31 protein-coding genes and 1 pseudogene are annotated in these 26,299 nt (G+C 72.8%); 15 read left to right on the top strand and 17 right to left on the bottom strand.

Annotated elements, in window-relative coordinates; translation table 11 throughout:
- Positions 1-9 precede the first annotated feature (9 nt).
- Positions 10-807: a glycerophosphodiester phosphodiesterase gene (locus R2740_RS17345; protein ID WP_371303952.1), complete on the bottom strand. Its 798-nt coding sequence runs from the start codon at positions 805-807 to the stop codon at positions 10-12.
- Here R2740_RS17345 and R2740_RS17340 point away from each other — a divergent pair.
- Positions 710-1,794 (top strand): annotated as a pseudogene (locus R2740_RS17340) (prephenate dehydratase). The gene R2740_RS17345 and the pseudogene R2740_RS17340 overlap by 98 nt on opposite strands.
- 6 nt (positions 1,795-1,800) lie before the next feature.
- Positions 1,801-2,391, top strand: coding sequence for a TMEM165/GDT1 family protein (locus R2740_RS17335; protein WP_371303951.1), 591 nt, complete (start codon positions 1,801-1,803; stop codon positions 2,389-2,391).
- Between the two features lie 24 nt (positions 2,392-2,415).
- On the opposite strand, the gene R2740_RS17330 is transcribed toward R2740_RS17335, so the two are convergent.
- Positions 2,416-3,006, bottom strand: coding sequence for a TetR/AcrR family transcriptional regulator (locus R2740_RS17330; protein WP_371303950.1), 591 nt, complete (start codon positions 3,004-3,006; stop codon positions 2,416-2,418).
- A 46-nt stretch (positions 3,007-3,052) separates the two neighbouring features.
- Between R2740_RS17330 and R2740_RS17325 the strand changes: the two genes are divergently transcribed.
- Together R2740_RS17325 and R2740_RS17320 are read left to right on the top strand one after the other, a co-directional pair.
- Positions 3,053-3,502 carry an HXXEE domain-containing protein gene (locus R2740_RS17325; RefSeq protein ID WP_371303949.1) on the top strand — a complete coding sequence of 150 codons (450 nt, stop codon included), beginning with the start codon at positions 3,053-3,055 and terminating at the stop codon, positions 3,500-3,502.
- A 115-nt stretch (positions 3,503-3,617) separates the two neighbouring features.
- Positions 3,618-4,862, top strand: coding sequence for an arginine deiminase (locus R2740_RS17320; protein WP_371303948.1), 1,245 nt, complete (start codon positions 3,618-3,620; stop codon positions 4,860-4,862).
- Positions 4,863-5,122: 260 nt separating this feature from the next.
- Here the strand turns inward: R2740_RS17320 and R2740_RS17315 are convergent, their stop codons facing one another.
- On the bottom strand, positions 5,123-6,049 hold the full coding sequence (locus tag R2740_RS17315) for a DUF5926 family protein (protein ID WP_371303947.1): 927 nt from the start codon (positions 6,047-6,049) through the stop codon (positions 5,123-5,125).
- Positions 6,050-6,060: 11 nt separating this feature from the next.
- The gene (locus R2740_RS17310; RefSeq protein ID WP_371303946.1) at positions 6,061-6,861 is read right to left on the bottom strand and encodes a glycerophosphodiester phosphodiesterase; all 801 of its coding nucleotides are present in this window, start codon (positions 6,859-6,861) and stop codon (positions 6,061-6,063) included.
- Between the two features lie 91 nt (positions 6,862-6,952).
- Between R2740_RS17310 and R2740_RS17305 the strand changes: the two genes are divergently transcribed.
- Entirely contained in the window at positions 6,953-7,528 is a 576-nt protein-coding gene (locus tag R2740_RS17305) for a DinB family protein (protein ID WP_371303945.1), read from the top strand.
- Positions 7,529-7,564: 36 nt separating this feature from the next.
- Here the strand turns inward: R2740_RS17305 and R2740_RS17300 are convergent, their stop codons facing one another.
- Complete coding sequence (locus R2740_RS17300; protein ID WP_371303944.1) at positions 7,565-7,738, bottom strand: hypothetical protein; 174 nt, start codon at positions 7,736-7,738, stop codon at positions 7,565-7,567.
- Positions 7,739-7,742: 4 nt separating this feature from the next.
- Positions 7,743-9,203, bottom strand: a complete 1,461-nt coding sequence (locus tag R2740_RS17295; protein WP_371303943.1) for an NAD(P)/FAD-dependent oxidoreductase — start codon at positions 9,201-9,203, stop codon at positions 7,743-7,745.
- A 52-nt stretch (positions 9,204-9,255) separates the two neighbouring features.
- Between R2740_RS17295 and R2740_RS17290 the strand changes: the two genes are divergently transcribed.
- The 5 genes from R2740_RS17290 to R2740_RS17270 all read left to right on the top strand — a co-directional run bounded on the left by R2740_RS17290 (position 9,256) and on the right by R2740_RS17270 (position 12,895).
- Positions 9,256-10,290: an SLAC1 anion channel family protein gene (locus R2740_RS17290; RefSeq protein WP_371303942.1), complete on the top strand. Its 1,035-nt coding sequence runs from the start codon at positions 9,256-9,258 to the stop codon at positions 10,288-10,290.
- Positions 10,291-10,414: 124 nt separating this feature from the next.
- Entirely contained in the window at positions 10,415-10,777 is a 363-nt protein-coding gene (locus R2740_RS17285) for a rhodanese-like domain-containing protein (protein WP_371303941.1), read from the top strand.
- Positions 10,778-10,836: 59 nt separating this feature from the next.
- On the top strand, positions 10,837-11,397 hold the full coding sequence (locus R2740_RS17280; protein ID WP_371303940.1) for a helix-turn-helix domain-containing protein: 561 nt from the start codon (positions 10,837-10,839) through the stop codon (positions 11,395-11,397).
- Entirely contained in the window at positions 11,394-12,134 is a 741-nt protein-coding gene (locus tag R2740_RS17275) for an ABC transporter ATP-binding protein (RefSeq protein WP_371303939.1), read from the top strand. The genes R2740_RS17280 and R2740_RS17275 overlap by 4 nt, the downstream gene beginning before the upstream one ends.
- The gene (locus R2740_RS17270) at positions 12,131-12,895 is read left to right on the top strand and encodes an ABC transporter permease (protein WP_371303938.1); all 765 of its coding nucleotides are present in this window, start codon (positions 12,131-12,133) and stop codon (positions 12,893-12,895) included. The genes R2740_RS17275 and R2740_RS17270 overlap by 4 nt, the downstream gene beginning before the upstream one ends.
- Positions 12,896-12,919: 24 nt before the next feature.
- Here R2740_RS17270 and R2740_RS17265 read toward each other — a convergent pair whose 3' ends face one another.
- The 4 genes from R2740_RS17265 to R2740_RS17250 are packed head-to-tail and all read right to left on the bottom strand — an operon-like array spanning position 12,920 to position 15,200.
- Entirely contained in the window at positions 12,920-13,327 is a 408-nt protein-coding gene (locus tag R2740_RS17265; protein WP_371303937.1) for a CBS domain-containing protein, read from the bottom strand.
- On the bottom strand, positions 13,324-13,674 hold the full coding sequence (locus R2740_RS17260; RefSeq protein WP_371303936.1) for a P-II family nitrogen regulator: 351 nt from the start codon (positions 13,672-13,674) through the stop codon (positions 13,324-13,326). The genes R2740_RS17265 and R2740_RS17260 overlap by 4 nt, the downstream gene beginning before the upstream one ends.
- Positions 13,675-14,469 carry a DUF1538 domain-containing protein gene (locus R2740_RS17255; protein ID WP_371303935.1) on the bottom strand — a complete coding sequence of 265 codons (795 nt, stop codon included), beginning with the start codon at positions 14,467-14,469 and terminating at the stop codon, positions 13,675-13,677.
- Positions 14,466-15,200: a DUF1538 family protein gene (locus tag R2740_RS17250; RefSeq protein WP_371303934.1), complete on the bottom strand. Its 735-nt coding sequence runs from the start codon at positions 15,198-15,200 to the stop codon at positions 14,466-14,468. Before R2740_RS17250 ends, R2740_RS17255 begins: the two co-directional genes overlap by 4 nt.
- 112 nt (positions 15,201-15,312) lie before the next feature.
- Between R2740_RS17250 and R2740_RS17245 the strand changes: the two genes are divergently transcribed.
- Both R2740_RS17245 and R2740_RS17240 read left to right on the top strand, forming a co-directional pair.
- Entirely contained in the window at positions 15,313-15,828 is a 516-nt protein-coding gene (locus R2740_RS17245) for a DinB family protein (protein ID WP_371303933.1), read from the top strand.
- A gap of 58 nt (positions 15,829-15,886) precedes the next feature.
- Positions 15,887-16,291, top strand: a complete 405-nt coding sequence (locus R2740_RS17240; RefSeq protein WP_371303932.1) for a VOC family protein — start codon at positions 15,887-15,889, stop codon at positions 16,289-16,291.
- Positions 16,292-16,438: 147 nt separating this feature from the next.
- On the opposite strand, the gene R2740_RS17235 is transcribed toward R2740_RS17240, so the two are convergent.
- Both R2740_RS17235 and R2740_RS17230 read right to left on the bottom strand, forming a co-directional pair.
- Positions 16,439-17,869, bottom strand: a complete 1,431-nt coding sequence (locus R2740_RS17235; RefSeq protein ID WP_371303931.1) for an HAD-IB family hydrolase — start codon at positions 17,867-17,869, stop codon at positions 16,439-16,441.
- Entirely contained in the window at positions 17,870-19,729 is a 1,860-nt protein-coding gene (locus tag R2740_RS17230; protein WP_371303930.1) for a 1-acyl-sn-glycerol-3-phosphate acyltransferase, read from the bottom strand.
- A gap of 87 nt (positions 19,730-19,816) precedes the next feature.
- Between R2740_RS17230 and R2740_RS17225 the strand changes: the two genes are divergently transcribed.
- Positions 19,817-20,608, top strand: a complete 792-nt coding sequence (locus R2740_RS17225; protein WP_371303929.1) for a universal stress protein — start codon at positions 19,817-19,819, stop codon at positions 20,606-20,608.
- A 19-nt stretch (positions 20,609-20,627) separates the two neighbouring features.
- Here R2740_RS17225 and R2740_RS17220 read toward each other — a convergent pair whose 3' ends face one another.
- Together R2740_RS17220 and R2740_RS17215 are read right to left on the bottom strand one after the other, a co-directional pair.
- Positions 20,628-21,554, bottom strand: coding sequence for a cation diffusion facilitator family transporter (locus R2740_RS17220; RefSeq protein ID WP_371303928.1), 927 nt, complete (start codon positions 21,552-21,554; stop codon positions 20,628-20,630).
- 42 nt (positions 21,555-21,596) lie between these two features.
- The gene (locus tag R2740_RS17215) at positions 21,597-22,034 is read right to left on the bottom strand and encodes a YetF domain-containing protein (RefSeq protein ID WP_371303927.1); all 438 of its coding nucleotides are present in this window, start codon (positions 22,032-22,034) and stop codon (positions 21,597-21,599) included.
- A 215-nt stretch (positions 22,035-22,249) separates the two neighbouring features.
- On the opposite strand from R2740_RS17215, the gene R2740_RS17210 reads away from it, so the two are divergent.
- On the top strand, positions 22,250-23,014 hold the full coding sequence (locus tag R2740_RS17210) for an arylamine N-acetyltransferase (RefSeq protein ID WP_371303926.1): 765 nt from the start codon (positions 22,250-22,252) through the stop codon (positions 23,012-23,014).
- On the opposite strand, the gene R2740_RS17205 is transcribed toward R2740_RS17210, so the two are convergent.
- The 3 genes from R2740_RS17205 to R2740_RS17195 form a co-directional block, all read right to left on the bottom strand.
- Positions 23,011-23,712, bottom strand: a complete 702-nt coding sequence (locus R2740_RS17205; RefSeq protein ID WP_371303925.1) for an NADPH-dependent F420 reductase — start codon at positions 23,710-23,712, stop codon at positions 23,011-23,013. The two genes, R2740_RS17210 and R2740_RS17205, sit on opposite strands and share 4 nt — an antisense overlap.
- A 33-nt stretch (positions 23,713-23,745) precedes the next feature.
- A complete protein-coding gene (locus R2740_RS17200; RefSeq protein WP_371303924.1) occupies positions 23,746-24,936 on the bottom strand; it encodes an AAA family ATPase in 1,191 nt (396 codons plus the stop codon).
- A gap of 84 nt (positions 24,937-25,020) precedes the next feature.
- Entirely contained in the window at positions 25,021-25,272 is a 252-nt protein-coding gene (locus R2740_RS17195; protein ID WP_371303923.1) for a hypothetical protein, read from the bottom strand.
- A 157-nt stretch (positions 25,273-25,429) separates the two neighbouring features.
- On the opposite strand from R2740_RS17195, the gene R2740_RS17190 reads away from it, so the two are divergent.
- Positions 25,430-26,296 carry an Fpg/Nei family DNA glycosylase gene (locus tag R2740_RS17190; protein ID WP_371303922.1) on the top strand — a complete coding sequence of 289 codons (867 nt, stop codon included), beginning with the start codon at positions 25,430-25,432 and terminating at the stop codon, positions 26,294-26,296.
- The last annotated feature ends 3 nt before the right edge of the window (positions 26,297-26,299 follow it).

Genomic DNA, 26,299 nt, shown 5'->3' with positions numbered 1-26,299 from the left:
CCGTCCGGCTCAGCGCCGGGCCAACGCTCGCTCGGGGTGGTCGGTGATCACCCCGTCGACGCCGGCCCGGCGGGCCCGCCACAGGTCGAACCCCGTGTTGGCGGTCCAGGCATGCACCGCGAGGCCACGGTCCTGGGCCCGCCCGACCGTCTCCCGGCGGGCCGCCCAACAGGACAGGTTGAGCTGGTCGGCGAAGGCCGCGATCCGCTCGATCGCCAGCACCGGCACGGCATGCTCCGACAGCACCCCGACCCGCACCTCGGGCGCCCGCTCCTTGAACGACTCGACCCAGTCGCGGTCGAACGACTGCACCACCAGGCGGCCCTCGGCGACCGCGGTCCGCAGGATGCCGGGGCGGGCCAGCTCGGCCTGCAGGTCCCGCTCGATGCCCGGGTAGCGCCCCGGGTCCTTCACCTCGACGAGCAGGTGCCCGTGCCTGCCGACGGCCGCCGCCCAGCCGGCCAGCGTCGGCACCGGCTCGCCGGCGAACTCCGGACCGAACCAGGCGCCCGCGTCGACCCGGCGTACCTCGTCGAGCGTCAGGTCGGCGACGTGCCAGGGCGCGCCGCCGGGCAGCACGGTCGGCGCGTCGGTGGTGCGCCGCAGGTGATGGTCGTGCACGACGACGAGCGCGCCGTCCACGGTCCGGTGCAGGTCGCACTCGACGCCGTCGGCTCCCAGCGCCATCGCGAGCCGGGCGGCGACGAGGGTGTTCTCCGGCGCCCGGCCGGACGCCCCGCGGTGGGCGAGCACGCGGGGCAGGGTGCGGGTCCGGTCGAGCCGTACGCCGGGGCTCAGCGTGGGCACGGCGCCTCCTGGGATCGGGTCGCCCCGGTTCGTTCGCCGAGGACGCCCCCACCGTGACCCGGCCGGGCTTCCAGCAGGCGTCCTGCGTGCGAACACCCGGTGGCGCGCGTGGGAAGATGCGCCGGTGACCCCTGAAGCTCCTGGGACCCCCGGGGCGCGGCGGATCGCCTACCAGGGCGAGCCGGGCGCCAACTCCCACACCGTCTGCGTGCAGCACTACCCCGACTGGGAGGCGGTCCCGTGCGCGTCGTTCGAGGACGTGTTCGCGCTGGTCGAGGGCGGCGACGCCGAGCTGGCGATGATCCCGATCGACAACTCCATCGCCGGCCGGGTCAGCGACATCCACCACTTCCTGCCGGCCTCGCGGCTGCACATCGTGGCCGAGCACTTCCTGCGCATCCGCTTCATGCTGATGGCCGTGCCGGGGCCTCGCTCGACACGCTGGAGACGGTGCACAGCCACGTCCACGCACTCGGCCAGTGCCGCAAGGTCATCCGCGAGCTCGGGCTGACGCCGATCATCAGCGGTGACACCGCCGGCGCGGCCCGCGAGGTGTCCGAGGCCGGCGACGTCACCATGGCCGCGATCGCGCCCCCGCTCGCCGCCGAGACCTATGGCCTGCAGATCCTCCGCGAGGACGTCGAGGACGAGGACCACAACACCACCCGCTTCGTGGTGCTCTCCCGCGAGCTCGTGGAGGCGGCTCCCGGCAACGGACCCGTGGTGACGTCGTTCATCTTCAGCGTGCGCAACCTCCCCGCCGCGCTCTACAAGGCGCTCGGCGGCTTCGCCACCAACGGCGTCAACATGACCAAGCTCGAGAGCTACATGGTCGGCGGGCACTTCTCGGCCACCCAGTTCCTGGCCGAGGTCGACGGGCACCCGGCCGACCTGCCGGTGCGCCGGGCGCTCGAGGAGCTGCGGTTCTTCACCACCGACGTGAAGATCCTCGGCGTCTACCCCGCCGCCCCCGAGCGGGTGGAGTAGCCGCCGGTGGACATCGCCGTCCTCGCGCTGACCTTCGGCGCGATCTTCGTCGTCGAACTGCCGGACAAGACGTTCCTGGCGACGCTGGTGCTGTCGACGAAGTACCGCCCGCTGTTCGTCTGGATCGGCGTCGGCCTGGCCTTCGCCGTGCAGACGGCGGTGGCCGTGACGGTCGGCAAGGCGGCGTCACTGCTGCCCGAGGACCTGGTGCGCGGGTTGGCGATGCTGATGTTCCTGGCCGGGGCGGTGATCCTGTTCCGCGAGGGGCGCAGCCATCACCGGGAGTCGGGCGAGGAGTTCATCGAGAAGGCGGGCGACCCGCACGGGGCGCGGGTGATCCTGTCCAGCTTCCTGGTGCTGTTCGCCGCCGAGTGGGGCGACCTGTCGCAGCTGCTGACGGTGTCGCTGGTCGCCAAGTACGACGCCCCGGCGACCGTCTTCGTCGGCGCGCTGGCCGCGCTGCTCACCGTCAGCGGGCTCGCGGTGGTGTCCGGCCGGGCCCTGATGCGGGTGGTGCCGCTGCACGCACTGCACTACGTCGGCGCCGGGGTCTGCCTGCTGCTCGCCGGGCTGACCGGCTACGAGCTCTGGGGCTGAGCCGGGCGGACTCGGCCGCGGGACTCAGCCGTCGCCTCGGACCACGTCGTCCACCAGCCGGATGAGGCGCTCTCGGGTCTCGGCCGCGGACAGCCCACCGACGTGGAGCCACGCGAAGACGGAGCCCACCAGGATCGCCTGGTAGTCCTCGACGGGCCTCTGCAACGCGCTGCCTCGGTCAGCGGCGATCCGTTCCAGCACCGGCCTCAGCTCGGGCTGGCTGCCCAGCACGAACGACTCCATGAACCGCTGCCTGAGCGCTGGGTCGTCGGCCACGTCGGCCAACACGCCCGGGAACACCCGCGCCGCCACCCCTCCCCCCACGAACGCCAGCATCCGATCGGCGAGGGCGGCCACGTCGCCGTCGCCGCTTCCCGTCGGGGCCAGCGACGGCAGGTCACGGTCGTGCAGCACCAGGTCGAACACGAGCTCGGCCTTGCTGGGCCAGTGCCGATAGAGCGTCGACTTCGCGACGCCGGAGCGCGCGGCGATCCGTTCGTAGGTCAGCTCGCGGTAGCCGCCCTTGCGCAGGAGGGAGAGGACCGTGCGCTTGACGGTGGTCCGGGTGGCGAGCCTGCGCCGCTCGCCGACGGAAGAGGGAGAGACCTTCGTCACGGCCTGAAGACTACGCTACGTAGCGTAGCGTTGCTAGTCTCGGAGCATGACCACTCCCACCACAGCACCGCGGACCTCACCCGATCGGGCCTGGGCGGCCACGGCCGCGCTGATCGGGATCCACCAGGTGGAGGAGGTGGTGTTCTCCCTCGGGGTCTGGCGCGACGAGGTGGGCGACACGGGCTGGGCGCCCCTCGATCGGGTCCTGCGCCACTCGCCGATCGCGAGCTACTCGGTCGGTCCCCGGGTGGCCACCCTGGCGGGCCAGGCGCTGGTGGGCACGATGCTGTACGCCGCCACGAGGCGCTCTCCCGGCCTCACTCGGGCCGCCACCTCGGCGCTGAGCCTCGGCTGGGGTGCCGCCTTCGTCATGCATCTCACCGTGGCGACCCGCACCCGCTCGGCCATGCCTGGGCTGGCGACCTCGATCCTCCCCGGCCTGCCGGGGGTCGCGGTGACGCTGCGATACATCTGGGCGGGGCACCGCGCCGGCTAGTTGTCCTGGCATGGAGGCCTGGCATGGAGTCCTGGCACGCGTGGACGTGGGGCGTGTTCGGGGCGGGACGGGCAGCCCATACGCCCCGCCGAGGATGGCCGCTAGGCTGCCGCGCATGTCTGACAATGCTGAGGGCGCACGCCCGGTCGGCGCGCACGGTGCGGACTCCGAGGTCGGCGTGCTCCGCACGGTCATGCTGCACCGGCCGGGCACCGAGCTGAAGCGGCTCACCCCGCGCAACAACGACCGGCTGCTGTTCGACGGCGTGCCGTGGGTGGCCCGGGCCCAGGAGGAGCACGACGCGTTCGCCGAGGCGCTGCGCTCCCGCGATGTCGAGGTCGTCTATCTCACCGACCTGCTCACCGAGACCTTCGCCAGCGGCGAGGCCCGCGAGCTCGCGGTGTCGCGCACGCTCTCGGCGCTGCACCTCGGCGACACGCTCCGCGCGCACCTGGGCGAGATCCTCCACGAGGCCAGCCCGGCCGAGCTGACGTCGTACCTCACCGGAGGGATCCGCAACGACGAGCTGCGCAACGGCACCGGCCTGGTCACCTCGCTGCTGGCCAGCGACGACTTCCTGATCGACCCGCTGCCCAACCTGCTGTTCACCCGCGACTCCAGCGTGTGGGTGCGCGACCGGGTGGCCGTCACGTCACTCGCGATGCCGGCCCGCTCGCGGGAGACGCAGCTGACCGAGCTGATCTACTCGCTGCACCCGCGCTTCGCCGGCACCGAGACGATCCACGGCTGGCAGCACGAGTACGTCGAGGGCGGCGACGTCCTGCTGCTGTCGCCCGGCGTGATCGCCGTCGGCGTCGGCGAGCGCACCACCCCCGCCGGAGCCGAGCGGTTCGCGCGACAGGCCTTCCACGCCGGGCTGGCGCACACGGTGCTCGCCGTGCCGATCGCGCAGGAGCGAGCGACCATGCACCTCGACACCGTGTGCACCATGGTCGACGTCGACAAGGTGGTGATGTACCCCAACGTCGCCCACGACCTGCGGGCGGTCGCGGTGACGATGCGCGAGCCGGGTGAGACCGACAGCGACATCGTGCTCGATGTGGCGGCGGCCGAGCCGTTCCTGGTGGCGGCCGCGAAGGCGATGGGCATCGACCGACTGCACCAGATCGACACCGGGCTCGACCCGGTGACCGCCGAGCGCGAGCAGTGGGACGACGGCAACAACACCCTGGCGCTCGCCCCGCGGGTGGCGGTGGCCTACGAGCGAAACGACGAGACCAACGGCCGGCTCGAGGAGGCCGGCATCGAGGTGGTCAAGATCGCCGGGTCCGAGCTCGGCTCCGGGCGCGGCGGGCCGCGCTGCATGAGCTGCCCGATCTCGCGGACGCCGCTGGGCTGAGCCCGGGCCGCCCGGACGGCCGCCGCCCGGAAATGAAGAGGCCCGGCCGTTGCTGACGGGGGATGCAACAACGGCCGGGCGCCACGAAATCTACGGCACCGTAGGTCGGATCTCAACCGAATCCAACGGTGTCTCGCGGCAATTTCTTCAAATCTCGCACGGCCGTGCGACTCCTGAGGAGAGCCCGGACCGACGAGTCATGGCCCCGTCGCCTCGACGGGGCTGCCGGCGACGCCCCAGCTCCGTCGAGGCGGGCGATCTCAGCGCAGCGTGACCTGACGGTTGGCGAGGCCCGCGCGGGCCGAGCGCTCCTGCGCCGACAGCGGGGAGTCGTCGGCCAGCGCCTCGGCGAGCGCCGCGGCGAAGGTGGCCGCGGGCTCCTCCAGGACCGCCGCCCCGGTGCCCGGCTCGAGGTCCCAGACGGGAGCGAGCAGACCGTAGGCGCGGAACATCCCGACCAGACGCGACCCCTCCACCAGCCCATCGCGGCCGGCGGCGTGCAGCCGGGAGAGCGCGTCGAGCAGAGGGTCCTCGTCGTGCGGCATCACCCAGCGCAGGTGCTCCTTGGCGCCGACGTCGGTCCAGTACGCCGCCTCGACCGAGGCCAGCCGGGACGTCGGCGCGGCCGCGGCGTCGGCCTGCTCCAGCGCGGCCTCGATCTCCGGGGAGGCCTCGACGTCGGCGACCCAGAAGCCGAAGCCGTCGTGCACGGTCACCTCGAGGTCACCGCCGGCGACCAGGTCCTGCAGTCGGGGCCCCTCCCCCGGCGGGTCGGTCAGCCCGACCACGCCGGCGTCGGCCTCGAACGCCCGCTCCAGCACGGCGGCCAGGTCGCGCGAGGGGTCGCCGAACTGGTGCCGCACCTGCAGCCCGAGCCAGATCTGGCCCGACTCACGCACCATCGCGGGCACCGCCCCGGGCAGCAGGGTGCAGAGCACCACGTCACGGTCGGAGTCCTTCAGCGCCAGGGGCGCGGTGGCCGCGGGCACCAGGTCGCGCATCGCGATGACGTCGCACTCCGACGGCAGCCCGGCGAACGGTCGGGCGACGAAGGCGGGCGCGGCACCGCCGGGTGCCCCGTGGCAGTGCTTGTAGCGCTTGCCCGAGCCGCACGGACACGGCTGGCGCGGACCCACCTCGCCCGCCGGCGCCTGCTCCCGGGTCTTCTGGCGCGATCGCTTCCCCATGACGGCACAACCTACTCGGCACGGGTGTCGAGCAGCTCCAGGAGGTGGGCCGGCCGGTCACTGATCACCGCCTTGACGCCGAGGTCGAGGCAGGTCTCCAGCTGCGCCCGGGTGTTGACCGTCCAGACGTGCAGGTCGTGTCCGCTGGCGGCCAGTCGCTTGGCCCACCGCGGATGTTGCTGGAGCAGGTCGATGCCGGGCCCGATCACCCAGTCGCGGGCGACCACCTTCTCCAGCATCGACCAGGCCGCCCGCTTGTCGATGAGCATCACCAGGGTCAGCTCCGGTGTGAGGCCGGCCATCCGCTGCATCGCGGTGTAGGAGAAGCTCATCACCCGGGCCGGCGACCCCGCCCGGTGCCAGCCGAAGTCGCGCAGCTGCTCGGCCAGGCGGCGCTCGACGAGGCCGCCGTACCTCGTGGGGTGCTTGGTCTCGATCGCGATCTCGACCCGCCGCTCGAAGTCGGCCACCGTCTCCAGCAGCTTGCGCAGCGTCAGCACCCCGCCGGGGGCCGCGTCCGCCTGCGGCGCCTCGTCGTCGAGATCGGCCCACGGGTTCTTCCAGGCCGCGAAGTCGAGCTGGTCCAGCTCCGCGAGCTCCATGGTGGAGACCACGCCGGGGTGCAGGGCGGTACGCCGCAGGTCGCGGTCGTGCACGCAGACCAGGTGCCCGTCGGCGGTCAGCCGGACGTCGCACTCGAGTCCCTCGGCGCCCTCCTCCAAGGCCCGGACGTAGGCGCCCAGCGTGTGCTCGGGGCTCTCGTGGCTGGCCCCGCGGTGGGCCACCACCTGCGGCCTCGTCTGCGCCGTCACGGGCTCATTGTGCACCGGCGCCGCCCGCCGCCGGGGGACCAGCGCGCGAGGAGGACTGGACAGCCTTCCTCGCCCTCGTCAGGGTGTGGGGATGGTGGAGAGGCGCCCGGCAGCGGGGACCGAGTCCGGCCTGACCGAGGAGGCCTTCTCCCTGGTGTGGGCCGACGACCGGCGCCCGCGGATCCCACGGGTGGCCGGCGAGCGCGACGCGCTCGCGGGCTACTTGGACTACTACCGCGCCACGGTGGAGATGAAGTGCCAGGGCCTGACGGCCGAGCAGGCCCGGGCCCGATCGATGCCGCCCTCCACGATGTCGGTGCACGGACTGGTCCGACACCTGGCGGGAGTGGAGCGCTGGTGGTTCCAGCAGAACTTCGAACGCCGCGAGGTGCCGTTCCTGTTCTTCACCGCCGACAACCCCGACCTCGACTTCGAGCCGCCGCCCGATGCCGACTTCGCCGACGACCTGGCGACGTGGCGCGACGAGTGCGCCGTGTCGAGGCAGATCGTCCTCGCACACGACCTGGACGACACCGCGCGGCCCCTCGACTGGACCGAGGACGTCGACCTGCGCTGGCTGGTGCTGCGGATGATCGCGGAGTACGCCCAGCACTGCGGGCATCTCGACCTCCTCCGCGAGGGGATCGACGGCAGGACCGGGGCCTAGCCGGAGGGCGCACCCGGGTCCGCGGGACGACGGGCCTCAGTGGCCCTTGATCACCATCCTCATGATCCGCGCGTTGTAGACGGCGAAGCGGGTCAGCTGGAGTGGGATCGAGCGGCGCTTGCGCAGCGTGTCCTCGGTGGGCAGCGGTGCCTTCGAGAGGTCGGCGATCGGGCCGCCCGTCGGGCTGGAAGAAGCAGGCTTGTCGGTCATCGGCTCACTCCGGGATGAACTGCCAGCCCAGACGGGCCTTGGCCTTGTGCAGGAACAGGTGGTGCAGCATCAGCTTGACCCAGTGGCCGCTGAGGCCGATCTCACCACGGGTCGCGGACAGGTCGCGACCGGTGGGATAGCGGGTGTAGTCGGGCACGACCGGCATCATCGTCATCGCGGCCGCCGAGCCGGTGCGCAGGTCGGCGCCGGCCGAGGCGACGCAGGCGGCACCCATGTGCGCCATCGACGCGCGGTGTGCCTCCGCGTGGTCGCCGTTCTTGATGCGGTCGTGGATCGTCAGCGCCGCGACCTTGCCCATCACGCCCGAGGGCATGCCGGTGCGCGGCGGCGCCGGCGCGATCGGCGTGCCGTTGGCGCTGGTGCGCGGCCGGGAGATCTGGTGCGGCGGGGCGAAGGCGATGCCGACGGCGAAGATGTTGTCGTAGCCCGGCACCTGGTAGGTCTCCGGCCAGTCCTGGGCCCGCCACTCCTCGTAGGGCTTGGCGGTGTAGTCGGCGTCGACCTTCATGAAGCCGCTCGGCGCGAAGAGCCGCTCGGTGATGTCGCCGCCCTCCGCGTCGTACGCCGACAGCCCGACGCCGCCGAACGGCGGCAGCAGCATCGCGAAGTCGAAGCCGAGCTCGTGGAACTCGCCGTCGAGGGTCTCGTAACGCACGACCCCAGGGGCGACCTCGGTGACGTGGGCACCGAGGATCGCCTCGACGTTGCGCTCCCGGAACAGCGAGGCGGTCCACATCTCCGACGACGTCTGGAAGCCCTGCTCCTCGAAGGTCATGCCGTCGACACCGAAGTCGCCCAGCTGCGCCTCGTTGGTGAGGTAGACCAGCCGGGCCCGGTCGCGCACCCCCGCCTCGCGGAGCTCGTGGTCGACGTTGAAGTCGTACTCGAACGCCGCCCCCTCCCAGGTGCAGGTGCCGTGTCCCATGCCGACCACGAGCGTCTGCTCCTCGCCGGCGCGGAGCTTGTCGATGGTCGCGGCGAGCGAGCGTGCGGTCTCGGTGGCGTGGTCGGCGGTGCACACCGAGAGTGAGTGGCCGTCGGGGCCGAGGCCGGGCGTGGCCTCGAAGCGGAGCTTGGGACCGGTGGCGTTGACGAGGTAGTCGTAGCGGATCCGCTCGGTGGTGCCGGCCTTGCCCTGGCCGGTGTACTCCACGTCGACGGCGCCCCGGGGGTCGTCCGCATCGCCATCTGGCCACAGCGCCACCGCCTTGGCCTGACGGAACGCGATGCCCTTCTTGCGATAGACGGGCTCGAGGGGGAACACCACGTCGGGCTTGCCCATCTTGCCGACGCCCACCCAGATGTTGGAGGGGATCCAGTTCCACTGAGAGTTCGGCGACACCACCGTCACGGTGTGCTCGCTGCTGCGCCCCAGCTTGCGCTTGAGATGGAGCGCTGCGGTGTGGCCTGAGATGCCGGCGCCCAGGATGACCACGTCGGCCATGAGTTCCTCCCGATTTCCTGTTGGATACCCCCCGGGGTATACACTACCGCTCGTGAGCACCCCGTCAACCCGGTCGGCCAGCGGCACCGACGCCGCCGCCCCGGCCGCCGCCGTCCCAGCCACCCAGGTGACCGGTGGCCTCCAGTATCTCCCCGTCCCGCTGTTCGCCACCGTGATGGGGATCGGCGGGCTCAGCCTCGCCTGGCGCCGGGCCGGCGTGGTCTGGTCGCTGCCCGCGTGGCCGGCCCAGACGCTGTTCTGGATCGCCCTGGGCGTGTTCGCGCTGGTGCTCTCGCTCTACGCCGCCAAGTGGGTCCGCCACCCCGCGGCGGCCCGCGCCGAGCTCCGGCACCCCATCCGGATGACCTTCGCCCCGGCGATCACCATCGACCTGCTGGTGCTCGCCACCGCGGGCCAGGACCTGCTGCCGACCGCGGCCACCGTGGCCTGGTGGCTGGGCGCGGTGGGCCACCTGCTGCTCACCGTGGTGGTGATGTCGGCCTGGTTCGGCCGCCACGACATCCGGCTCGACCACGTCACGCCCGCCTGGTTCATCCCGGTCGTCGGCAACGTGATCACGCCGCTGGCGGCCCGTGAGGTCGGCAACCTCGAGCTCGCCTGGCTCTCGTTCGGTGTCGGCATCGTCTTCTGGCTCGGGCTGCTGCCGATCCTGCTGCGGCGGGTGCTCCTCCATGGAGAGTCGCTGCCGCTCAAGCTGATGCCGTCGATCGCGATCTTCGTCGCGCCGCCCGCGGTGGCGGGGCTGTCCTGGCTGGCGCTCACCGAGGCGGCGCCGGGCGACCCGTTGTTCCGGATCCTCTACGCCGCCACCATGATGTTCGCCGCCATGGTGCTCGCGCAGGCACCGGCCCTCGCCAAGGCGCCGTTCGGCGTGCCCTGGTGGGCCACCACCTTCCCCTTCGCCTCCGCGGCCGCGATCGCGATCGCCGCCGCCGGCCGGCTGCCCGGCACGGCCTACGACGTCGTGGCCGTCATCCTGCTCGCGCTCGCCACCACGATCGTCGCCGCGGTGGCGGCGCTCACCCTGCGGGCGGCCGCCCGCCGCGAGATCTGCGTCCCCGAATGACCCACCAGTCCCCATCTGCTCGAGGAGAGTCCATGTCCCGCCGCCCCACCACCCTGCTCCCGCCGGCCTGCTGGCGCTCGGTCTCGCCGTCGGCGCGACCGGCTGCTCGTCCACGACGGCCGAGGTGAGCGTCAAGGACGGCCCGACCGCCAGCGCGGCGCCCGAGGTGGGAGCGGCACTGAGCGCGGCCGACTTCGCGGCCGCCCTCAAGCGCCCCGGCACCACCATCCTCGACGTGCGCACCCCGGCGGAGTTCGCCGAGGGCCACCTCCCGGGCGCGGTCAACATGGACGTGGAGGACCCGTCGTTCCAGCAGCAGGCCGCGACGCTCAACCCGTCCGGCACCTACGCCGTCTACTGCCGCAGCGGCAACCGCTCCGGCATCGCCGTCAGCTACCTCGTCAGCCAGGGGTTCGCCTCGGTCTACCACCTCGACGGCGGCATCCAGAGCTGGGAGTCCTCCGGCGGCGACGTCGTCACCGGCTGAGGCGCCCGCCTCAGCGAATCGGGTTGCCACCGGCTGATGTTAGTGACTAACATCAGCGAGTGACCACCACCCGAGCCGCGCGCACCCGAGCCCTCCTCCAGGAGACCGCGACCCGGCTGTTCACCGAGCAGGGCTACGACGCGACGACCGTCGAGGAGATCGCCGCCGCCGCCGGGGTCAGCCACATGACGTTCTTCCGGCACTTCCCGACCAAGGACGCCGTGGTGCTCGACGACGGCTTCGACCCTGCCATCGCGGGGGCCGTGGCCGCGGCCCCGGCGGGGCTGCGCCCGCTCGCCCGGGTCTGCGCCGGCTTCCGCCTCGCGCTCGACCACGTCGACCTGCCCGAGCAGGAGCAGGTCCGCCAGCGGGTCCAGATCGCCGCGGCCACCCCCTCGCTGCGGGTCGGGATCTACGCCAACACCGAGACGACCCGCGAGGCCGTCGTCGACGTCCTCATCGCCGACGGCGCCGACGAGCTCGCCGCGCGCGTCGCTGCGGCGGCGGCGCTGGCCGCGCTCAGCGTCGCGCTGCTGGAGTGGTGTCACGACGACGGCGCCGACACCATGCGCACCCGCCTGGGGGCGGCCCTCGACGTGCTCGACGGGAGTGCGGCATGAGCGCCCTCGAGCTGCGCGGGGTCCGCCACGACTTCGGGGAGCGGCCGGTGCTCCGCGAGGTCGACCTGACGGTCGGTACCGGCGAGGTGCACGCGCTGATCGGGTTCAACGGCGCCGGCAAGTCGACCCTGATGCGGGTCGCGCTGGGCATGCTCCGCCCGGCCGCCGGGACCGCGCGGATCGACGGGGTCGACGTGGGCCGGGCTCCGGCGGCGCTGTGGCGGGGCGTCGGCCAGGTGATCGACTCCCCCTTCGTCTACCCCGAGCTGACGGTGCGCGAGAACCTCTGGGCGGCCGCCCGGCTGCACGGCGTACCGAGGTCGGAAGCGGCCGCCGCGGCCGAGGGCGTGCTGAGCGCCCTCGAGCTCGAGCCGTGGGCCGACCGTCGCGCCAGCACCCTGTCGATGGGCAACCGGCAGCGCGTCGGACTGGCCAGTGCGCTGGCGCACCGCCCGTGGCTGCTGGTGCTCGACGAGCCCACCAACGCCCTGGACCCGTCGGGCGTCGTGCTGCTGCGCGAGCTGCTCCTCGGCGCGGCCAGCGAGGGGGCGGCCGTGCTCGTGTCGAGCCACCACCTCGACGAAGTGGCCCGGATCGCCGACCGGGTCAGCGTCATCCACGCCGGTGCGATCGTGGGCGAGCTCGACCCGCGGGGCACCGATCTCGAGCGCGACTTCTTCGCGATGGTGCACGCCGCCGACCAGGCCCACCGCGGCGCGGGCAGGGGTGCGGCATGAGCCCGGCCTACGCCGTGGAGGCGCTCAAGCTGCGCCGGTCCCGGGTCGTCCAGATCGCCACCCTCGCGCTGGTCGTGGTGCCGCCGGCGATGGCCCGGGGCTTCCTGGCGGCGGCCGAGAACGCGGGCAACGACCCCGCCAGCCTCAAGGCGGCCGCGATGCTGCCCGGCCTCGGGTGGACCGGCTACCTCGGCGGGCTGATGCAGATCTACGCGACCGCCGGGGTGGTCGGCGTGGGCATCGTCGTGGGCTGGTGCTTCGGCCGGGAGTACGCCGACCGCACGGTCGTGTCCCTCTACGCGTCGGCGACCCCCCGCGAGGCGGTGGCCACCGCCAAGCTGGCACTGCTGACCGTCTGGGCCGTCGGCACCGGGCTCGCCATGGTGGCGGCCACCTGGCTCCTCGGCGTGGCGACCGGCCTCGGCCTCCCCGACGCGGCCGACGCGCGGGTCCTGGTCCGGGTGCTGGCGCTGGCCGTCCTGTCCGGACTGCTCGCACTGCCGGTGGCGCTGGCGGCCAGCGCTGGTCGCGGCTACCTGCCCGCGGTCGGCGGCCTCCTCGTCCTGGTGGTGCTGGCGCAGGTGGCGACCATCGCCGGTGCGGGTGACTGGTGGCCCTGGTCGGTCGCGGCCGTGTGGGCGATGGGGCCGGAGGCCGGGATGCCGGCCGTCGCCGAGGCCCGGCTGCTCGTGGTGCCCGCGGTGGTGGTCACCGGGGCGCTGCTCACCGTGCGCTGGTGGCGGCACGCCGAGGTCGTCTGACCATCACCTGCCGCACCGCTGGGGTCACAGGTCGCGGCACAGTCCCCGCAGCACCATGTCGGTGTAGCTCACGATCCCGACGATCTCGCCGTTCTCGACCACGGGCGCGCGCGACAGGCCGAACTTGTCGAACAGCCGGGCGGCGTACCTGATGTCCATGCCGGGCGCCACCGACAGCACCGGCTTGGACATGATCTCGTAGACGTTGACCCGTTCGGGGGCCCGGTCCTGGGCCAGCACCTGCCGGGCGATGTCGGAGATCAGCACGACGCCGTACTCGTCGCCCGGGTGCCGCTTGTCGACGACCAGGGTCTTGGTCTCGACGTGCTTCATCCGGCTCAGGGCGTCGGCCACCGTCGTCAGCCCGTCGACCATGTCGACGTTGCGCTTCATCACCTCGGCCACGGTGATCGTCTCGCGATGCTCGCTCACAGCTCCTCCTCCACGACGTCCTCGAGTCTCTTGGCCTGCATCAGCACCCCGACCGCGTCCTCCACGTCGACCTGGAACGCGATCCCCCGGCCGGGATGTCGGTCGAAGCCGCCGGCGTCCGCGATCGCCTCGAGGATGCGGCGGCTCAGATGCTGCTCCACCAGCAGCAGGATGACGTCACGACGCGCCTCGAGGTCGAGGCCGAAGAACGTCCGCTGCCGCTCGAGCCCCTCCCCCCGCGCCTGGTTGAGGACGGTCGACCCGGTCGCGCCCTCCCGCCGGGCGACCTGCAGCAGCGCGGTCGTGTCGGCGTCCTCGACGATGACGATGATCAGCTTGAAGTGCACCTAGACCTCCTCATGGTCCGGCTCGTGGTGAGCGTAGGACGCCGGGCGGCGTCCGCGGGAGCGCGCGGAACCGAGTCCGGCGTAGGCCATCACGGTCATCATCGGGACCATGCTGGCGAAGGCGATCAGGCCGAACCCGTCGACGAGGGGGCTGCGGCCCGGGATGGTGCTCGCCAGGCCGAGCCCGAGGGCCGCGACGAGCGGGACCGTCACGGTCGACGTGGTGACCCCGCCGGTGTCGAACGCGAGCGCCAGGATCGGGCGAGGAGCCCGCCAGGCCTGGACCAGCACCAGCAGGTAGCCGACGACGACGTACGCCGCCAGCGGGGTGCCGGTCACGATCCGGAAGCAGCCGAGCGCGATCCCGACGGCGACGCCCACCGCCACCGCGACCCGGAGGCCCCAGGCCCTGATCGTGCCGCCCGACACGTCCTGGGCCTTGAGCGAGACCGCGATCAGGGCAGGTTCGGCGATCGTGGTGGCGAACCCGATGGCGGCGCCGAAGGCGTAGACCCAGCCGTAGTCGGTCCAGCCGGCTCCCCCCTCGCCCGAGACCGAGTCGGTGAGCTGCTCGGCCATCAGCCGGCCGAGCGGGAACAGCGACTTGCCCAGGCCGGCCAGGAAGAGCGTCATGCCCAGCACGACCAGGACCAGCCCCGACGCGAGCTCGCGGGGTCGGGGCAGCGGCCGACGCAGCACCACCCGCGGGAAGAGCCCGAGGAGCACGACGATCGGGACCAGCCCCAGGACGGTGTCGTGGACGGACTCCCACAGCAGGCGGGCCAGGTCGCTCATGCCAGCGTCCCGTAGGCCATCACGAACACCATCGGCGTCAGCGACGCGAAGGCGATCAGCCCGAAGCCGTCGACCAGCGGGTTGCGTCCCTTGACCGCCGACGCCAGACCGACCCCCAGCGCGGTGACCAGCGGCACGGTCACCGTCGAGGTGGTGACGCCGCCGGAGTCGTAGGCGATCCCGACCACGTCGGCCGGCGCCACCAGGGTCATCAGCACCACCCCGACGTAGCCCGCCACGATCAGCCAGAGCACCGACCACCCCTTGATGATCCGGATCACCCCGACCACGATCGCCGTCCCGACCGAGAGGGCCACCGTCAGCCGCAGGCCGAGGGCGTAGCCGTGGCGGGCGGACTCGGTGGCCGCGATCAGGCCGTCGGCTGCGGCGACCGAGGCCGCCTCGTCGGCGATCGCGATCAGCGCCGGCTCCGCCACCGTGGTGCTGAAGCCGAGCGCGAAGGCGAACACGGTCAGCCAGAGCAGGCTTCCACGCCGAGCCAGGCCGGCGGCCATCAGCTCGCCGAGCGGGAACAGCGCGAGCTCCAGCCCGCGCAGGAAGAGCGCCAGACCCAGCACCACCAGCACGCTCCCGACCAGGATCGCGCCGAGCTCGGGCAGCGGTTGACGCAGCACCACCAGCTGGAAGAACGCCACCACCAGCACGATCGGAGCAACGTCGCGGAGTGCTCCGAGCAGGTCGCCGCCGAAGGTCGCGAGGGCACGAGGCACCCTGAGACGCGGCTCGGGACTGACCCCGGTGATCACCGATCCCCACCTCCGCGCCTGTGGGTCCGACGATAGTCACCCGGCAGGGGCTACCGGTCCGCGGCACACTGGTCCCATGACCCTCGCGCACGACCTGCTCACCGACGCCTTCGGACGTGTCCACGACGACCTGCCCACCGTGGTCTCGGGTCTGACCCGCGACCAGCTCCGCTGGCGGCCCGACGACGACGCGAACCCGGTCGGCTGGCTGGTGTGGCACCTCACCCGGGTGCAGGACGACCATCTCGCCGGTGTCGGCCAGGTGGAGCAGGCCTGGACCGGCCTGGGGTACGCCGACCGGTTCGGGCTGCCCTACCCCGTCGAGGCACACGGCTACGGGCACAGCTCGGAGGATGTCGCGGCCTTCGACGTGGCCGGGCCGGACCTGCTCGTCGACTACCACGACGCGGTGCACGGGCTCACCCTGCGCGTGCTCGACGGCCTCGACGACCCGGCGTACGAACGGATCGTCGACGCCCGCTGGGACCCGCCGGTGACCGCGGCCGTGCGGTTGGTCTCGGTCGTCAACGACATCACCCAGCACCTGGGTCAGGCGGCCTACCTGCGCGGGCTGCTCGAGCGTCGCGGCTGACGGAGCTGCGCCGCGCCGCCCATTGCCGGCGCGGGCCCCTGCCGGGCACGATGTGCCGGTGCGGGTCCACGTCAACAACATCACCTTCGACTGCGCCGATGCGAGAGCGCTCGGCCACTTCTGGTCGCACCTGACCGGGTGGAACCTCTACTACGACGACGACCCCGAGGTCGTGGTCGCGCCGTCCTACCCCTACTCCGGCACCGGGCTGCTGTTCATCCCCGTACCCGAGGGCAAGACCGCGAAGAACCGGGTGCACCTGGACCTGCAGCCCGAGGGCGTCACGCGCGACGAGGCCGTCGTCCAGGCGATGGCGCTCGGCGCGACCGTGGTCGCCGACCATCGACGCTCCGACGGCAGCGGGTGGGTGACGCTCGCCGACCCCGAGGGCAACGAGTTCTGCTTCGAGCGCGGCGAGCACGAGGGCGGCCCCCGCAAGCCGCGGGCGTTCCGGATCGGCTGAGGTTCGCGTCGGGTGGGCCGGCGGGGCAGCGGCCGGTCGACTGCTCCTCCGAGGAGCGAAAACGTTCATTCCGAGGCCGAAATCATCGATCTCGCTCCTCGGAGGAGCAGAACCCCCCACCCCCACACCCAGGGCCGGGGGCCGACCTCAGGCCTCCCAGGCGGCGAACTGGTCGAGGAACATCCCGCGGACCCGGGTGACCTGACGGTCGAGGCCCTTCGCGGTCCAGCGGGCGGTCGAGACCGGGGGCAGCACGGCCACCTGGACGACGCCCGGGGAGATCAGCATCGAGTGGGCCGGCATGATCGCGCCGGCGTTGCGGATCACGATCGGCACCATCGGCACCCGGGCCTGCAACGCGAGGTGGAAGGCACCCTTCTTGAAGGGCAGCAGCTTGGGGGTGGGCGAGCGGGTTCCCTCGGGGGCGATCACCAGCGACTTGCCGTCGCGCAGCGCGTCGACGGCCGGCGCGAGGGCGGCCCGGGCCTGGACCGCGTCGGTGCGGTCGATGTAGGCCACATCGGCCAGCCAGCCCATCGCGGCGAAGGCCGGGTCGCGCGACAGCTCCTTCTTGGCGACGCCCGTGAAGTCGCGGCGCAGCAGCGCGGCCAGGATCGCGACGTCCAGCTGGCTCTGGTGGTTGAAGACGAAGACCGCCGGTCGCGCCGCCCAGAGGTGCTCCGCGCCCTCCACCTCGAGCTCCACACCCGCCGCCGCCAGCGACAGCTCCGAGCCCACGGCGGCCGCGACCGTCAGCGCGGTGCCGCGGTCGCGGTTGAGCAGGCCCATGCCGAGGCCGGCCGCGACCCCGACGCCGAGTCCGGCGAACGACGCCGCGGAGCGGACGACGGTCAGCGGCGTGAGCCGCTGCACCCGGGTCAGCCGATGCACCGACCAGCCGCGCTCGGCCGCCGCCGCGGTCAGGCCGCCGTCCGGGTTGAGTGGCCGGGGCCGTCCGACGACCTCGAGATAGGGCACGTCCTCCGCCCCGTTGCCGTAGGCGTACGACGACCCGAGGTCGAGGCCGTGCTCCTCCGCGAACTCGCGCACCGCCTGGGCCTTGCCCGGCCCCCAGAGGATCGGACCGTCGACCCGGCCGGTGAGGATGCCGTCGTCGTCCTCGATCTCGGTGACCAGGATGTGCGGGATGTCGAGGTCGGCCGCGGCCGAGGCCGCCTGGAACCTCGTCGCCGACGACGCGAGCGCCACCGTGTGGCCGGCCTTGAGGTGGGCGGCCACCAACCGCCGGGCGTCGGGATAGACCTTCGGCGCGATCCGGGTGCGCCACATGTCGGCGGCGAACTGCTCCAGCTCGGCGACCTCGCGGCCGGCGAGCGCCTGCAGCGCCACCTCGACCAGCCGGGTGACGTCGTGGCCGCGGCTCTTCATGTTGAAGACCTCGACGAGGGTGCCGAGCAGCTCCGCCGGCCCGATCTGCCCGGTGGTCAGCCGCTCGCGGAAGTAGAGCGTGGCCGAGTAGCCGTCGATCAGGGTCCCGTCGAAGTCGAAGAAGGCCCCGACCTCGGGACCCTGTGGGCCCGACGCGATGTCGGCGAGCAGGTCGTCGATGTCGGCCACTCAGCGCTCCTTCAACGGTAGGTCGCGGGCACCCAGGCCGCCGAGCGCGGTGCGTCGGATGACGGCCACGGCACGCACCACATCGGCCAGCTCCGCGGCGAAGTCGGCCCGCTCCTTGCGCAGCTCGTCGCCGCCCGGGCCGAGCAGGCCGCGGTTGTCGGCGAGCTTGAGGCAGCCGCTCATCACGTCCTTGCTGATCGACTCGGGGCTGTGCAGGCGCTGCTGGAGCATCCGCTGCCGGGCGACGCCGAGGCACTCCGAGATCAGCGCGTCGGCGTCGACGGGGGCCGCCGGCTCCCGGTCCGCGAGCCGGTCGGCCACCACGGCGTAGGCCTCGAGGAACGGACCGATCACCCGGTGCGCGATCAGCACCCGGGAGTCGGCGAGTCCCTCGGTGACGTCGTCGAGGGTGCCCAGGCCCTCCTCCCAGTCGGGCTTGACCATCACCACCTCCGCACCCAGCGACTCGGAGAACTCACGCTTGGTGGGGAAGAAGAACTCGTACTTCAGCAGGTCGCGCAGCGCCAGCGAGTGGGTCCACATCGCCCGGGTCACGTTGGCCGCGCCCTCCTCGGCGGCCCGGACCGCGGCGACCTCGACGATGGCACGGTTGATGAAGTAGTGGGTGACGGTGTTGCGATAGAACGCCGCCTCGTGCTGCCGGTTCGGCGCGATCGCATAGACCGGCTCCAGCCCGCCGGCGTACTCCTCGACGACGCCCTCCCGGACCAGCGTCCGCAGCGCCCGCGACAGGCCGGCCGGGCGGGCCAGGTCGACGTCGGAGGTCAGCGGCAGTCCGCGGCGGCGCACCGACTCGACCAGCGGCTCGATGACGGTCAGCGTCTCGGCGAGCGTGAGCGCCCGACCGTCGTTGTCGAGGAGCCCGAAGGTGACCAGCGCCGACGGGGTGATCGGGGTCGCGTTGTTGATCCGGTGGGCGACCTCGAAGGCCACCCGGGGCACCACCTCGGTGGGGTCCGCCGACTCGGCGCGCTCCTTGGCCTCGTCGACGACCGACCGCAGCGACAACGGCGAGCCGAACCGCAGGTGGGCCCGGCCACGGAGGCGGGACTGGGCACGCGCGAAACTCACGACCCAGCGGAGGCTCTCGGGGGTCTTGGCTCCGCCCGACTCCTCATAGGACAGCGCCTCCACTTCGGCCTGCTGGTCATAGACGATCGCGACCGGCACCAGCAGCACGTCGTCGGCCCGGTCGCCGTTGGCGAGGAACGCGTCGACGAGGTAGCGGAGCACCCCCATCTTCGGAGGTCGCAGCTTGCCGGTGCGGGTGCGCCCGCCCTCGAAGTACCACTCGAGGTTGGCGTGCTGGCGCAGCAGGTAGCCGAAGTAGAGCCGCATCATCGCGGGATAGACGGGGTCGTTGCGGGTGGTGCGGCGGATGAAGATCAGCCCGCTGCGCCGCCCGAGCTCCGACAGCGGCCACATCGCGAGGTTGATGCCGCCCAGGATGTGGTTGGGCTCGAAGCCACGGGGCGCCAGGGCGGTGCGCAGCACCAGCGGGTCGAGGTAGGACCGGTGGTTGGGCAGGAACACCAGCGAGTGTCGCTGGCTGAGCCGGGCCAGCTCGGCGAGGCCCGTGGTGTCGGCATCGACGATGTAGGAGCGAGTGAGCCAGCGCCCCATCCGGTCCCAGGCCTGGGTGGCCTGGGGGCCGACCTCGGCCACCATCTCGTCGAGGCAGCCGCGCGCGTCGCGGCGCAGGTCCTCGGCCGTCCGCCCCGTGTCCTCGGCGAGCTGGGCGATGACCCGCCGGAACTCGCCGCTGGCCAGGATCGCGCGGACGGGGTCGCGTGGCTCGCTGCGCGTGCCGTCATCTCCCCACGGCTTCTTCAGGTCCACGGGCCTCACCCTAGGCAAGGTGGGAGTGGTTGGACAGGGCCGATCGGTCGCGACCCCCGGCGAGTACGTTGGAAGCAGGAGGGCATCATGCGCCGGATCGTGGTCGGGTACGACGGTTCCGAGAGCGCCACCGCCGCGTTGGAGTGGGCGGTCGACGAGGCTCGCAGACGACACGTCCCCGTGGAGGTCGTCACCGTCCATGACGACCTGCCGGCGGGCATGCCTCCCTGGCGGCAGCCCGAGCCGAGTCCAGACGCGGAGCGCCGGGCGGCCGAGATCGCCGACGGGACGCTGCACGACGTGACCCGGGAGCACGGCAGCCCCTCGGAACGGCTGGTGGCCGCGTGCACCACCGACGACCTGCTGGTCGTCGGCAGCCACGGTCACGGCAACCTGGTGGGCACCCTGACCGGTTCGGTGAGCCGGGCCTGCCTGCACGCCGCGCCCTGTCCGGTGGTCGTGGTCCGCCGACCGGCCAGCCCGGCCGGGCCGGTGGTGGTGGGCGTCGACGCCTCGCCGCCCGCGCGGCGGGCACTGAGCTTCGCCGCCGACGTCGCCGAGCGGCGCGGTGTGGCGCTCGAGGCCGTGCACGCCGCGGGCTGGGTGCCGGTCGCCGGCGAGATGGTGATGCCGACGCCCGAGGAGCTCACCGAGTGGGGTCAGCACCTGCTCCGTGCCGAGCTCGAGCGCGCCGGTGTCACCGCCGACGCGGTGGTCGATCCGGGGCACCCGAACGACGCCCTCGTGCGGGCCTCCGAGCACGCCGGTCTCCTCGTGGTGGGCTCGCGGGGTCGCAACCCGCTGACCGGGCTGCTGCTCGGCTCCACCAGCGGCCACTGCGCCGGCCGGGCGCACTGCCCGGTGGCGGTGGTCCGCTGAGCCTCGGGCGTCGGCGCGCTCAGCGCTCCGGCGGCTCGACGCCGAGCTCGGCCTCGTAGGACCTGGGGTCCTCGATCGGCTCGATGTGCACGGCCACCTCGCAGTGCTCGACGGCCTCGCACAGCGCGTGCTCGATGTCCTCGGACAGGTCGTGTCCCCGCTGGACCGACCACGCCCCCGGCACCAGGAGGTGCAGGGTGACGAAGCTGCGGTGCCCCGCCTCGCGGGTCCGGATGGCGTGGAAGCGGACCTCCTGGCCGGCGTACCTCTCGAGGACACCGTCGATGCGCTGCTGGGTGTCGGCGTCGAGCGCGCGGTCGAGCAGGCCGCTCACGGAGGAGGAGATCAGCTGCCAGCCGGTGCGCACGATGTTGAGGCCGACCAGCAGCGCGATGACCGGGTCGAGCCGCAGCCAGCCGGTCAGCGCGACCAGGAGGACCCCGACCAGGACCCCGCCGGAGGTCCAGACGTCGGTCATCAGGTGCTTGCCGTCGGCCTCGAGCGTGATCGAGCGCTCACGCCGGCCGACCCGGAGCAGCACCATTGCGACCGCCCCGTTGACGAGCGAGGCGACCACCGAGATGCCCAGCCCGATGCCGACGTTGTCCAGCTCCACCGGGGTGATCAGCCGTTGCACCGCGGTGACCACGATGTAGACGGCCGCCACGAAGATCATCACGCCCTCGACGACGGCCGAGAGGTACTCCGCCTTGGTGTGCCCGAAGTGGTGCCCGTCGTCGGGGGGCCGCGCGGCGACGGTGAGGGCCAGCAGCGCGACCACCGCGGCGACCAGGTTGACCACCGACTCCGCGGCGTCGGACAGCAGTCCGACCGAGTCGGTGACGAGGTACGCCGTGACCTTGAGCGTGATGGTGACGACAGCGGCCGCGATCGACAGCCACGCGAACCGCGTCAGGCTGTCACGGCGACCGTGGTCCGCACCCATGGAGCCACTGTGTCACGCGGCGGCGGCGCCCCGCGGGCCGCCTCAGCGCTCGACGTCCCCGCCCGGAGCCCCGAACATCTCCGGTGGCACCGCCTCCAGTCCCTTCACCCCGACGAGCAGCTCACGATCCAGGCGGGTGCCGGCGCGGATGACGGTCATGTGCCCACGGGGCTCCAGGATCACCAGCCCGATCTCGGCGAGCCGCGCGATCCCGCGCTGCCGGAGCTGGGACCAGAGATGGTCGGGCGTGATGCTGTACTGCCGCAGCGCCCGGTCGTCGACCTGCTCCCCCACCATCAGCACCACCGGCGAGCGGCCCCAGCGGCTGGTCCGCCGCAGCGCGAGCGCCCCGGCCCACTGGCCGAAGATCTGCTCGAGGACCAACAGCGTGCCGATCGCCACCAGCCCACCCATCAGCGTCGGCGAGTCACCGAGGGTGGCGCGGGCCGCGATGGCGCCGATCAGCGTCACCAGCGCCACGCCGACGGTGGAGGCGCCTGACCGCCAGCCGTCGGCCCCAGAACTTCAGTACGACGGCCAGGGCGGCGTAGAGCACGGCCGCGGAGATCATCACGCTGAAGACGCCGATCACAGTGATGCCGAGGTGGGCTTGCAGATCGTCCATGCCCCCGATGATGCCGCGTCCCGTCGCGGGCCTTGACCTCACGTGGGCTCGAGGAGGCACAGTGGGTGCCGTGGAAGCCGCCGACGTGGACGCCTACCTCGCGCGGATCTCCGCCTCGCGACCCGCGAGCCCCGACCTCGACGCGCTCACCGCGCTGATGGCCGCGCACCTGCGGTCGGTGCCGTTCGAGAACCTCGACATCCACCTGGGCCGACCGATCGAGCTGACCGAGGCGGCTGTCATCGACAAGCTGGTCGGGCAGCGCCGCGGCGGCTTCTGCTACGAGCTCAACGGCGGGTTCGCGGCGCTGCTGCGCGGCCTCGGCTACCCCGTGACCCTGCTGCAGGCGCGGGTGTACGGCGAGGCGTTGGGGCCGCCGTACGACCATCTGGCGCTGCGCGTCGACCTGGAGCGGCCCTACCTCGTCGACGTGGGGTTCGGCACCTTCGTCGAGGCACCGGTGCCGTTGGCGCCCGGCACCTGGGCCGATCCGGCGGGTGAGGTCGAGATCCTGTCGCGCGACCACGACGACCTCGAGGTGCGCCTCGACGGCCGACCGCAGTACCTCCTCGACCAGCGGCCGCGTGCGCTCGACGAGTTCCGGGCCACCAGCTGGTGGCAGCAGACCTGGCCGGGCTCGCACTTCCGGCAGGGCCCGGTGTGCTCGCTGCTCACCGACGACGGCCGGGTCACGCTGGCCGGTCGCACCCTGGTGCGTCATGTCGGCGGCGAGCGCGTGGAGACCGAGCTCGCCGACGCCGCCGCCGCACTGCTGACCTATCGGGAGGTCTTCGGGGTGGAGCTGGACGAGGAGCCTCGGCTCGCGGACACCTAGCGGGCCGCGCGCTGGGCGGGAGGCACCGCCTCGGCCAGGCGCGCGCGGATCGTCTCGGCGTCGGCGGCCCTGGCGGTCGCAGCGGCGAGCAGACCCGCGCCGCTGTGGTAGGGCTCGGTGTAGGCGGGGGTGTCGCGCTCGAAACGCCAGCCCTCGCCGAGCGGGCCGGCGTCGACGGCGTCGTAGCCCAACGCGTCGAGCAGCTCGGTCACCTGCTGCTTGGCTGTCGCGTCGTCGCCGGCGATCGGGAGGGCGCTCCGCTCGCCGTCACCGTGGGGCCGGGCGAGCACACCCAGGTGGCCCCAGAAGATGTTGTTGAAGGCGCGCACCACATGGGCGCCGCGGAGCTGGCGGGCGAGCATCTCGCTGGTGATCGCCGAGCCGTTGTCGAGCTCGTCGATGTCACCGTCGCGCTGGGGGTAGTAGTTGCCGGTGTCGACCACCGTCTTGCCGGCGAGCTCGGCCTTCGGGAGGTTGGTGATCGAGCGGAGCGGGATGCTGACGACGACCAGGTCGGCGTCGCGCGCGGCCTCGGCGGCGTAGGCCGCGCGGGCGTGCTCGCCGAGCTCGGCCACCAGCTCCTGCAGCGTGTCGGGCCCGCGGCTGTTGGCGACCACGACCTCGATCCCGGCGGCGGTGGCCAGCCTGGCGAGGGTGCCGCCGATGTGGCCGGCGCCGATGAGTCCGAGAGTGGTCATGCGCCTCACCGTAGTACGGCGACGCCAACCCGGTCAGGGTCGGTCGCGGAGGAACTGCCCGAAGTGGGGCACGGTGAAGGCCACGCTGCCACGCTCGGCGGCATAGACCAGGCCCTTCTTGATCAGCCCGTCGCGCGCGGGCGAGAGCGACTGCGGACGACGGCCGAGGTGGCGCGCGACCTCGGCGGTGGGGACCGGACCGTCGTCGCGCTCGCCGGCGAGGTCGGCCATGGCGGTCATGTAGTCGCGCTCGGCCGGCGTGGCCCGCTCGAAGCGGGCGCCGAAGAAGCCGACGGCCAGCTCGGCCTCGGCCGCCGGCGCCGCCTCGCGGACATCGGCGACCGTGATGGGCGAGGCCAGGGCGGCGTCCCAGGCGACCTTGCCGTAGGCCTGCACGAAGTAGGGGTAGCCGTCGGTCAGCCGGTAGAGCTCGTCGAGCGCCGCGGGCTCGAAGTCGACGCCCTCCTCGGCCGCCGGGACCCGCCAGGCGCGGTCGGCCATCTCCCGGGGCAGTCGGTCGACGGAGACGTAGCGGAACAGCCGCTCGGCATAGGACTTGGCGGACGCGAGGGCGGCCGGGAGGTGCGGCAGCCCGGCGCCCACGACGAGCACCGGCGTCGCCTGCTGGCTGAGCTCGTGGACGGCGCCGCAGACGGCGGCCAGCTCCGGAGCGCCGATGTCCTGCATCTCGTCGACATAGAGCGCGACGCCGACCCCGAGGTCGCCGGCCAGCGCGCCGACGTCGGTGAACAGCTCGACCAGATCCAGCTCGAGGTCGCCGGAGTCGGCGCGGCCCCTGGCAGCGGTGACGTCGACCGGTGGCGTCCATCGGATGCCCTTGCGGTCGGCCGGCCCGGCGCGCAGCGCGAACGCCTTGAGGACGCCGGCCACCTCGTCGACGCGGTCGGGGTCGCGGTGCCGATGGGCGACCTCGCGGACGGCCGCGTGCACGGCCTGGGCCACCGGCACCCGGATCGACTGGTCGGGCCGGGCCTCGATCTTGCCGGTGCCCCAGGCCCGGTGGACGGCCTGGGACCGCAGCGCGTTGAGCAGCACCGTCTTGCCGACCCCGCGCAGGCCGCTCAGGACCATGCTGCGCTCGGGCCGCCCCGCCGCCACCCGCTCCAGGGTCACCTCGAACTGGTCGAGCTCCCGATCGCGCCCCGCCAGCTCGGGCGGGCGCTGCCCCGCCCCGGGCGCGTAGGGGTTGCGGATCGGGTCCATGCTCGGACCGTATCCCGCTGTCTAGCGGATTTCTTAGATGAGGCGCGGCGGGTCGGCTCGGGGCGGAGACCGCGTGGGCCGGGGTCAGACGGAGGAGATCCGTCGGCGCCGGCTGGCGGCGTCGTACGCCGCGTCGAGGCCCTCGCGGAGCAGCTCGATGAAGTCGGGCACCTCGTCGACGGCGAGCCGGAACGACCCGACGCAGACGTTCTCACGCCACAGCGACAGCACCACGATGTCGGACTCGGCGTGCCAGGAGACCCGGAGCGCGCGACCGTCACCGCGGGCGTCGAAGAAGACCGACCCCGCCGCCGGAAGCGGACGCACGGGCTGCATCTGTCCATTCTGCGCCGTCGATGGTCGCCGTGTCACTGCTTCACCATGCTGAGTGGATGAGTGCGCACCTGGCACGACGAGCTCACCGTGCCAGGTGCGGCGTCGCCTACCCAGCATGGTGAAGCAACAACCCCGCAGCCCACCTACACTGACCCACGTGCCCGAGCTGCCCGAGGTGGAGGCGCTGGCCCTCGACCTCAAGACCCGCCTCGACGGCCGCGCGATCGTGCGCGTCGACGTGGCGGCGTTCAGCGCGCTGAAGACGTTCGACCCGCCGCTCTCGGCCCTGGAGGGCACCCTCGTCGAGGACGTCGGCCGGCACGGCAAGTTCCTCGACATCACCGCGTCCGGCCTGCACGTCGTGCTCCACCTGGCCCGCGCCGGCTGGGTCCGGTGGCGCGACGAGGTGCCGAGCCTGCCGGCCCGCCCCAACACCAAGTCGCCGCTGGCCGTGCGGGTGGTCCTCGACGACGGCAGCGGCCTCGACATCACCGAGGCCGGCACCAAGAAGAGCCTCGCCCTGTACGTCGTCCGCGACCCCGCCGACGTCGAGGGCATCGCCCGGCTCGGCCCCGACCCGCTGGACGAGTCGTTCACCCTCGAGACGCTGCGCCAGATCCTGACCGACGCCGGTCGCGCCCAGATCAAGGGCGTGCTGCGCCAGCAGAGCATCGTGGCGGGCATCGGCAACGCCTACTCCGACGAGATCCTGCACGCGGCGCGGATGTCGCCGTTCAAGCCGGCCAGCTCCCTCGACGACGCGGAGCTGCAGACGCTCCTCGACGCGATCCGGACCACCCTGGGCGACGCGGTCGAGCGCTCTCGCGGGCTGCACGCGGCCGACCTCAAGGCGGAGAAGAAGTCCCACCTCGCCGTCCACGCGCAGACCGGCAAGCCGTGCCCGGTCTGCGGCGACACGGTCCGCGAGGTGTCCTTCGCCGACTCCAGCCTGCAGTACTGCCCGACCTGTCAGACCGGCGGCAAGCCGCTCGCCGACCGCCGGATGAGCCGCCTGCTCAAGTGAGCC

The sequence above is a fragment of the Nocardioides sp. genome, assembly GCF_041393715.1.
In the GTDB taxonomy this organism is placed as follows: Bacteria; Actinomycetota; Actinomycetes; order Propionibacteriales; family Nocardioidaceae; genus Nocardioides.
This window is presented reverse-complemented; position numbering and strand designations above follow the sequence as displayed.